Consider the following 7,363-nt stretch of genomic DNA (forward strand, 5'->3'; position numbering starts at 1 on the left):
CCGGGGCGGAGACCCATGGGTCTGGTGTTACTCTTGTGACTCATGGTGTTGGTGGGATCTAGCAGACCACAGGAAGAACAGACCGGCCAGTCCGGCGCGGCGTGGCGTTATTCAAACGAAACGAGTTGTGGCCGGTTCGAGACCGGACATTTCAGTCGTGGTGGGGTTCAACCGGCGTCTGCCCCGACGTCTCGTCCGGATTCCGGCGCAGATGCAGCAGGCTGACGGTGAGACCGCCCCACACCAGCCCCAGCGCGACGAGCATCATCCCGATCGCAGATCCACTCACAGTCTCTCTCCCGCTTCCGTCGATTCGGTATGCGCCAGCTCGGCGTCGGTCAGGCCCCACGGTGCGAAGGACAATGCCACCGCGATCACGATCACCAGCGCCTGCACGCCCGACCCGAACGTCATGACGAGTGCATCCGGCAGGTCGTTGTAGCCCTCCCGGCTCCGATCCACGATCTCGCTGATCAACATGTAGCCGAGCACGATGGGGGTGAGGACGCCGGCGAAGACCCGCCAGAGCAGGCCTACCCGGAACGACGACACCGAGTTCAGGTGGTCCTGCAGTTCGGGCAGCCGGCGCAGCCCCCACGCGAGCACCACGAGCGTCGCGAAGGCGACCCCGACGATGCCGAACTGGTTGGCGAAGCGGTCGACCACGTCGAGGGTGTTCAGGCCGGTGGTGGTCGGGAACAGCAGCAGCGAGGTGACGCTTGCGACGCCACCGACGATCAGGACCGCCGGCACGCGGGTGAGGCCGGTCTTGTCCTCGACGGCCGACACGCACACCTGGATGATGCTGATCAGCGACGTGAAACCCGCGAAGACGAGCGAGCCGAAGAACAGCAGGCCGAACAGGGAACCGCCCGGCATCTCCGAGACGATCGTCGGGAACGCGATGAACGCCAGCCCGATACCGCCGCTGACCACCTCGTCGACGGCGACGCCCTGCGCCTGTGCCATGAAGCCGAGCGCCGAGAACACGCCGATTCCGGCGAGGATCTCGAAGCTCGAGTTCGAGAAGCCGACGACGAGACCGGAGCCCGTGAGGTTGGTCCGGTGCTTGAGGTACGACGAGTAGGTGACCATGATGCCGAACGCGACGGACAGCGAGAAGAAGATCTGCGCGTAGGCGGAGATCCACACCCCGGTGTCGGTCAGCGCCGACCAGTCCGGCCGGAAGAACGCGTCGAGACCGGTGGCGGCGCCGTCGAGGGTCAGCGCCCGCACCACCATGCCGGCGAACAGCACCAGCAGCAACGGCACGAAGAACCGGTTCGCCGCGCCGATGCCGCGCTGCACGCCCAGACCCAGGATGACGAGCACCACGAGCCAGATCCCGAGCAGCGGCCACGCCACGCCCGGGACGAAGTCGAGGCCGAACGTGGCGTCCGCGTTCATCTGCAGGAAGTCCTGCAGGAAGAAGGTCTCCGCGTCGTCGCCCCATGCCTGCGTGGCCGAGAAGAACGTGTAGCGCAGCGCCCACGCGATGATCACCGCGTAGTACACGCCGATGACGAAGCAGATGCCCACCTGCCACCAGCCGAGGCTCTCGGTCGCGCGCTTGAGGCGGTGGAACGCCAGCGGCGGCGACCCGCGGAACTTGTGACCGATCGCGTAGTCGACGAACAGCAACGGGATGCCCGCGGTCAGCAGGGCCACCAGATACGGCACGATGAACGCACCGCCGCCGTTCTCGTACGCGATGTACGGGAAACGCCAGATGTTGCCCAGCCCGACCGCCGAGCCGATGGCGGCGAGAATGAACACCGACCGGCCGGACCAGACCTCTCTCGTGCGCACCGCTGCGTCCTCTGTCACTGACGTACCTTTCCTCGGTTACAGACTGTCGACGCTAGCGCCCCCGCGGCTGCCTCGCGGCTGATCCGGGAGGGCGGACGCGGTGTGTCGGAGCGGAGCTCAGTCCCGCCACAGTTTGTCGAGTTCCGGACCCGGTTCCTCGTCCGGCGGGGCGCCGCGGTAGCGCAGGGCGAAGATCACCCAGCCGATCGACGCGATCATCAGGAAGCTCACGAGCCGGTATACGACGACGGCGGCCAGGGCCTGCGCGCCGGTCATCCCGCTGGCCGTCAGGGCGGGCACGAGCACGGCGTCCATCACCCCGAGCCCGGCCGGCAGGAGGGGGATTGCGCGGCTGGCGGCGGTACCGGCGGCGTACGCGACGGCGATGCCGGCCAGGCTGGGCTTGCCGCCGATCGCGTACGCGGCGAAGGCGAGGCACGCACCGTCGCACAGCCAGTTGAACAACGACCAGCCGAACGCGCGCGCGGCGTGGGTGCGGTCGAGCTGGACCGCCTGGAGCTGCGCCACGATCCGCTTCCAGGCGCGGGCGCCGGCCCGCGCGGGCTTCTTGCGCAGGCGGTTCACGCCGCGCAGCGCGATGATGCCGATCGACTCGAACGCATCCGGCCGGCTTGCCGCGTACTGCACGAGCACCACGAACGCCGCGAATCCGCCGAGGGAGAAGATGAGCGAGAACGGGTTGGTGGTGGCACCGACGAGCAGCGCGCCGACCAGGCCGAGCAGCGCCAGGCCCGCGGCCTGCAGCAGACCGGCCATCACCAGCTGCCAGGTGGAGACGACGGGGCTGGCCCCCCACTTGCGCATCTGCCGGTAGGTGAAGGTGGTGGCCACCACGGGTCCGCCGGGCAGGGTCACGCTCATCGAGTTCGCCGCGTACGCCACCGACAGGGACTGGCGCTGCGTCACGGTGACCCCGGCCGCGGACAGCAGGGTGCGCTGTACCCGGGCAAAGCTCGACATCTCGGTCAGCGCGGCCAGGATCGCCGCGCCCACCCACCACCAGCGCAGGTCGCCGAGGCTGCCGACGCTGGTCTTCAGTTCCGGCCAGACGAGAACGACCTCCACGGTGAGGACGACGACGAGCACGAGGCCGAGCAGCCACTTGAGGCGCCGGCGCCGGGTCGGCGACATTCCGCCGTTGCCGTTGCCGTTGCCGTTGCCGTTGCCGTTGTCTCTTCCGTGGCTCGGGGTGTGGTCGTGTTCGCCCACGGACGCGCCCCCGTTCTCACCCGCATCGGTCATGTGGTCGTGGGCCAGTTCGCCAGCGTCTTCCGGTACAGGTCCTCGACCTCCGCGACCCGTGTGCCGAGCTCCTCGAGGGTCCAGTCGCTCACGTCGATGGGATCGAGGACCACCACGTCGACGGTTCCCGGCCGCAGCACCGTGGAGTGCTTCCACAGCACCTCCCCGGCGTTGCGGATCACCACCGGCACGATCGGCACGCCCGCCTGCATCGCGATGTGGAACGCGCCCTTCTTGAACCGGCCGATCTCCGGGGTCAGGGAGCGGGTGCCCTCCGGCGCGATGATCACCGAGGTGCCCTCGCGCAGCGTGTCGACCACAGGACCGAGTGCGGCCTTCGCCTGCTCGGTGTTGGCCCGGTCCACGAACGCCGCACCGACGAAGCGGAGCACCAGCCCGAACAGCGGGTCGCTGGCCATCTCCTTCTTCGTGACCCCCGTGAAGCTGTGCCGCAGCACCCGCGCCATGATCACCGGATCGAGCTGGCTCTGATGGTTGAAGATGAACACCGCGGGGCGATGTGACCAGGCGTTGGCCTCGTTCCGAATGTTCACGTCGATGCCGGCGAGCGCGAGGGGCACCTCGCCGGTGAGGGTGGCGATCGAGTCGAGCGCCACCCTCTTGTTGCGGTTGAGCAGGCCGAGGCCGACGCCCGTCCACACCGAGCCGAACAGCCCGCCGTACGCCGCGAGGGTGCGGATCACCTCCTTGGTGCCCGGCGTTCCGCGCGGCCTGAATCGCAGGATCGGCCAGCCTTGCTCGGCGGCGGTGCGCTCGAGGTTCCGGTCCGGATTGGTCGGCGTCGGATTGCCCATCGTGGCGAGGAAGTCGGCGTCCTCGCCCCCGTTGGAATACGTGTAGCTCTGCTCGCGATCGATGTTGTTCGCCTCCGCGAACGCCACTACGGCCTGCGCTTTACCGCTGCGCCACAACGACTTCCCGTCCACACGGCCCGTGAGCACCCCGTCGCGCACCTCGAGGGGGCTGAATAGGACGTGCTCGACGCCGAGCGCATCCGCCGTCGCCTGGATCTGGTAGCGCGACGCCGAGGACGCGATCACCACCGTGTGCCCCGCCGCCTGATGCGCCCGGATGAGCTGCCACGCCTCGGGATAGATGTGGCCGGCGATCGTGGAGGCGAACAGCCGGCGCCCGATCTCGTACAGCTCCTCCTCGGTGTGCCCGCCCCACGCCTTGAACGCCACCGCGACGAACCGCTCGAAGTCCGCCTCGGTGTCGTGGCCGCGCAGGCCGTTGAGCATGGTTGCGGCGAGTTCGGCGGCGCCGACCTTCCCGGCGAGCAACCGGTCGCGGAAGAAGTGCAGACCGGAGAAGCCGTGGACGATGGTGCCGTCGAAGTCGAAGAATGCCGCGATCTCCGGACCCTTCGGCCCGGTACGCACGCGCTCGAGCGCTTCCTCGAGGATCACCGCTCCGCCTTTCTGTTGGATACGTCGAGAGACTCGGCGAGCCGGACCCGCTCACCCACCGCCAGCAGCTGTGCCGCGAACTCCTCCCGCTTCTGCCGAATCTCCTCGCCCCCACGTTCCAGCAGCCCGCGGTTGGCGGCAAGCTGTAACGCCGTCGTGAACAGTTCCGACGAGACCGATTCGGGTCCGAACAGCCGGCCCTGCAGCAGCATCTGCCGGCCGACCGCGACGCACTCGTCCAGGAACGCCTTGCGGTCGACCTGCAGGGACGGGTCGCGCCGCGCGAGCCGCTCGGCGACGACGAGCTGCGCGTCGAAGAAGGACCGCAGAGCTCGGTGCACCATGAAGAACCCGGTTTCGAGGAGCGCGGCCAGCGCGAGTTCCACGTCCGGCAAGGCGTTGCGCCAGGACGGCATCAGCAGGGCGATCTCGTCGCGCATGTCGGCCTCGAACCGGTCCCGGTCGGGGAAGAAGAACTCGAACTTGAGCAGGTCGCGCGCCGCCTTGGCCTCCTCCCACGCCGCCCGCACCGGGTCGAGGCCCGGATTGGCGTGCGCGTGGAGGATGGCCAGCTCCATCAGGGCACGGTTGACGAACCAGTGCACGCCGCTGTTGCGATAGAACGCCGCGACCAGGTGCTGCCCGGGCTGGATCGCGTAGACCGGCTCGTCCCCGCCGGCGTAGGTGGTGACCACACCGGCATCGCTCAGCGAGGCGAGGACGTTCGCGAGGCCGCCCTCGATGTCGAGGACGCCGAGTTCGCCCTGGGGTATCCCGCGGGCGTCGATGTACCGGCGCACCGGCGCGATCACCGCCCGCACCTCGTCCAGGGTCAGCGCCCGGTCCCGGACGCCGAGCAGAGCGAGGGTGACCAGGCAGTTCACCGTGACCGGGGTGTGGCAGTTGATGCCCACGGCCACCTCGAACGCGACCTTCTGCAGCGCCTTGCGGCTGCGCTCGCTCCCGGGCTCGGCCGGCTCCCCGGACAGCTCGGGATCCCCGCTCGTGGCGAGCTGCGAGCGCATCGACAGCGGTTCGCCGAACCGCACGTACACGTTGCCCGCACGGCGCCGCTGATTGCGCGCGTACCGGGCCAGCCAGGCCAGGCCCTCGGGCTTCTTCTGGGCGCCCGTCTGTTCGGCCGCGACGGCCGCGACCTCGGCGAGCCCCTCGTAGGTGATGGACACCGGCACGAGCATCGCGTCCTCGACCCGGCCGCTCCGAATGGCGTTGGCCACATAGTTGAGCAGGCCGTAGCGGGGCGCGCGGAGTTTGCCGGTGCGGGTGCGGCCACCCTCGAAATACCATTCGAGGTTGAACCGCTTGGTCAGCAGATACGCGAAGTACTCCTCGAGCGCCGCCTTGTAGACGGCGTCGTCGCCGAAGCTACGGCGGATGAAGACGGTGCCGGTGCGCCGGGCGATCGGGCCGATCGGCCAGAACGTCAGGTTGGCGCCACCCATGAGGTGGTTCCGCGGAAAATCGTTCCGGGCCAGCACGTCGCCGAGCACGAACGCGTCCGCGTAGGACCGGTGCGACGGCAGGAACACCAGCGGATACCGGCGGTTGACGTCGCGCAGGCTCCGCAGCCCGGACTCGTCGGCGTGCACGGTCCACGCCGCGGAGTGCAACGGGCGCATCATCTCGGTGAACAGGTCGGTCACCAGCCGGGACTGGACGGCGACGAGTTCCCCGAGGGCGGACGTCGCTCGTAACCGGACCTCCTCGGGCGCGATGTTGTGCTCGGTGCTGATCGCGTCGAGCCGCCGCCGGAACGACGCCGAATCCATGATCTGCTCCGCCACCAGCCTCGGCACCTTGTACCGGTCGCCGATGACGGCACGCTCCGCCCGGTCGAGGCCCACCACCGCGCGGTGCGTCACGAACCTGGCGAACGACTCGGGTGCCGGGTCGCCGTCCTCGGCCAGGTGCCGGGCCCGCAGCTCGCTCAGCCGCGCCGGCTCGGCGAGAACGATCCGATACCGGTCGGGGGACCGCCCGACCAGCCACTTCTGCAGGAGCCGGTTCGGGCTGCGCGGGTTGGTCAGCGCCACGACGTCGGAGAACCGGACCCGGCGCTCGCCGTCCCGGGCCTCCGGCAGCCACACCACCCCGACGGGGAGCACGAGGGGATCGTCGTCCCGGTTCACGAGATCGCGCGCGAGCCGGCGCGGGTCGAGTTCCATCTCCTCGACCGGTCCGTCGGCGCGGTACTCCTTCGGCACCCGGTCCGACCGCAGCCAGCTCGCGATCAGCTTGCGCTCGATCGGTGTCGTCGTCTCGGCGACGACCACCGTCGGTTGTCTCCCGGATTCCGAGCCTCGCCCGTTCGTGCTCATGTCACCCCATTCCCGGATAGCCCGAGTGAAACGTACCGCGTCTCCGGCACCGGCTCCGGTGCAACCACACGAGAGACCTTCGGCACTTCTGCCGGCGCGCGATCCGGTCCACCCTGAGGCAAGGTGGGCAGCGTACCGACGTTCGACAAGCCTCATCGGGGAGGAACTCCGTGACCGGCACCGACCGATCCGAACCCGCATACGCGGCGATCCGCGAGACCCACACCTCGGTGGTGTTCTTCGTCGGGGGCCGCGTGCACAAGCTCAAGAAGCCACTCGATCTCGGGTTCCTCGACAACCGGACCCGGCAGGCGCGGGAGCGGGCCTGCCACCGTGAGGTCGAACTCAACCGGCGTCTCGCCCCGGACGTCTACCTCGGCGTCGCCGACGTGCGCGGGCCCGACGGGCAGGTGTGCGAGCACCTCGTCGAGATGCGCCGGCTGCCCGACGACCGGCGGCTCGCCGCGCTGGTGCAGCGGGGCGAGCCCGTCGCCGGGGTCGTCACCGCCGTCGCGCGGCAGG

5 protein-coding genes and 1 pseudogene are annotated in these 7,363 nt (G+C 69.4%); 1 reads left to right on the forward strand and 5 read right to left on the reverse strand.

From position 1 onward, the window contains the following. Positions 1-151: 151 nt before the first annotated feature. The 5 genes from CQZ88_RS29345 to CQZ88_RS29365 all read right to left on the reverse strand — a co-directional run bounded on the left by CQZ88_RS29345 (position 152) and on the right by CQZ88_RS29365 (position 6,841). Complete coding sequence (locus tag CQZ88_RS29345) at positions 152-289, reverse strand: methionine/alanine import family NSS transporter small subunit (RefSeq protein ID WP_072634473.1); 138 nt, start codon at positions 287-289, stop codon at positions 152-154. Continuing rightward, positions 286-1,827: a sodium-dependent transporter gene (locus CQZ88_RS29350; RefSeq protein WP_102800662.1), complete on the reverse strand. Its 1,542-nt coding sequence runs from the start codon at positions 1,825-1,827 to the stop codon at positions 286-288. Before CQZ88_RS29350 ends, CQZ88_RS29345 begins: the two co-directional genes overlap by 4 nt. Before the next feature lie 99 nt (positions 1,828-1,926). Then, positions 1,927-3,072, reverse strand: coding sequence for a YbhN family protein (locus tag CQZ88_RS29355; RefSeq protein WP_180987106.1), 1,146 nt, complete (start codon positions 3,070-3,072; stop codon positions 1,927-1,929). Beyond that, positions 3,069-4,502, reverse strand: a complete 1,434-nt coding sequence (locus CQZ88_RS29360) for an HAD-IB family hydrolase (protein ID WP_102800663.1) — start codon at positions 4,500-4,502, stop codon at positions 3,069-3,071. Before CQZ88_RS29360 ends, CQZ88_RS29355 begins: the two co-directional genes overlap by 4 nt. Further along, the gene (locus tag CQZ88_RS29365) at positions 4,499-6,841 is read right to left on the reverse strand and encodes a glycerol-3-phosphate 1-O-acyltransferase (RefSeq protein WP_102800664.1); all 2,343 of its coding nucleotides are present in this window, start codon (positions 6,839-6,841) and stop codon (positions 4,499-4,501) included. Before CQZ88_RS29365 ends, CQZ88_RS29360 begins: the two co-directional genes overlap by 4 nt. 170 nt (positions 6,842-7,011) lie before the next feature. Here CQZ88_RS29365 and CQZ88_RS32250 point away from each other — a divergent pair. Then, positions 7,012-7,363: pseudogene (locus CQZ88_RS32250) on the forward strand (gluconate kinase); the annotation flags it as partial.

It is taken from the genome of Rhodococcus sp. ENV425, from assembly GCF_002887785.1.
Taxonomy (GTDB): domain Bacteria; phylum Actinomycetota; class Actinomycetes; order Mycobacteriales; family Mycobacteriaceae; genus Rhodococcus; species Rhodococcus aetherivorans.